This window comes from Bacillus mycoides (genome assembly GCF_001757995.1).
GTDB classification, from domain to species: Bacteria; Bacillota; Bacilli; order Bacillales; family Bacillaceae_G; genus Bacillus_A; species Bacillus_A mycoides_B.
On sequence record NZ_LXLV01000121.1, the window covers coordinates 1 to 1312 of the forward strand.

At 34.0% G+C, this 1312-nt stretch carries 2 protein-coding genes; both read left to right on the plus strand.

The window, feature by feature from the left end:
* The first annotated feature begins 83 nt into the window (after nucleotides 1-83).
* A complete protein-coding gene (locus tag BWGOE10_RS29115; RefSeq protein WP_016103355.1) occupies nucleotides 84-404 on the plus strand; it encodes a transposase in 321 nt (106 codons plus the stop codon).
* A gap of 23 nt (nucleotides 405-427) precedes the next feature.
* Nucleotides 428-1279 (plus strand): IS3 family transposase, encoded by an 852-nt coding sequence (locus tag BWGOE10_RS29120; protein WP_171903166.1) that lies wholly within the window; start codon nucleotides 428-430, stop codon nucleotides 1277-1279.
* The last annotated feature ends 33 nt before the right edge of the window (nucleotides 1280-1312 follow it).

Sequence of the window (1312 nt, forward strand, 5' to 3'; positions counted from 1 at the left end):
TGATATTATCCCCTTTAAGTAGACAGTGTAAAAAGACCATGTACATACATGGATGTTACACTATTACTTGGAGGGGATTTTTCATGACTAAAAAAGGTTCAATATTTATTACATATTCAGAAGAATTAAAGTTAGCGGCTGTTCAAAGTTATTTAAACGGAGAAGGAAGTTACAATATGATAAAGGAAAAATATCAGATTAGAAGCTCTACACAACTAAAAAATTGGGTGAAAAAATATAAAGAATTTGGTGAAATTACAGATACTCGTGGAAAAAATGGTGGAATGAAAGGTATATCAAATCCTCTAAAAGGCAAACGCGTTCATTTTAAGACGATTGAAGAGGAACGTGACTACTATAAGGCACAGGTTGAATATTTAAAAAAGCAGTATCCGAATCTGTAAATGGAGGTGCACTAAAATATACGGTGAGATATCATATCATTGAATCATTAAAGGGGAAATATCCAGTTATATGGCTTACGAAATTTGCGGGTGTACATCGTTCAAGTTACTATAAGTGGATTCATACAAAAAGTATGAAAAACATGCGACTAGAATCCGAGAAACGATTAAAAAAAGTAATACAATCTATTCACGTAAGGTACAAGGAATATGGTTATCCACGTATGAAAATCGCTTTACAGGAAGAGGGATATTTTATAAATCACAAAAAAGTATATCGCTTAATGAGCGAGCTCAACATTCAATCTATTATTCGAAAGAAGCGTCGCTTCTTTAAAGGGAACTATTCCAATGTTTTTCCGAATGTTTTAAACCGTGAATTCAAAGATCGCCAACAAAATGAAGCGCTTGTTACAGATATTACTTACCTACGATTCCAAGAGGGATTTCGGTATCTTTCTGTTGTACAAGATATTTATAATAACGAAGTTGTTTCTTGGAAAATATCCAAGCGCAACGATAATGAACTTGTATTAGATACAATTGAAATGTTGGCACAAAAAAGAGATGTGCGTGGAACCATTCTCCATTCAGATCAGGGATTCCAGTACACATCTCACGCCTACAACAAACGACTTTTAGGTTTAGGTATCATTGGCAGCCACTCTCGCAAAGGAAACTGCCATGATAATGCCTGTATTGAGTCATTTTTCTCCCATTTTAAATCGGAAATGTTGTATTTGAATCATTTTAAAACAGAAGCAGATTTAATACAAGCAATTGAAGAGTATATTTATTTTTATAACTATAAACGGTTCCAAAAACGACTCAACCACCGAGCTCCGATAGAATATCGAATCTCGATGGCTGCTTAGTCTTTTTAATATTGTCTACTTGACAGGGATAAG

Bases quoted from the DNA above. Each gene is read 5' to 3' on its own strand.
- BWGOE10_RS29115 (WP_016103355.1), top strand. From the start codon at position 84: ATGACTAAAAAAGGTTCAATATTTATTACATATTCAGAAGAATTAAAG.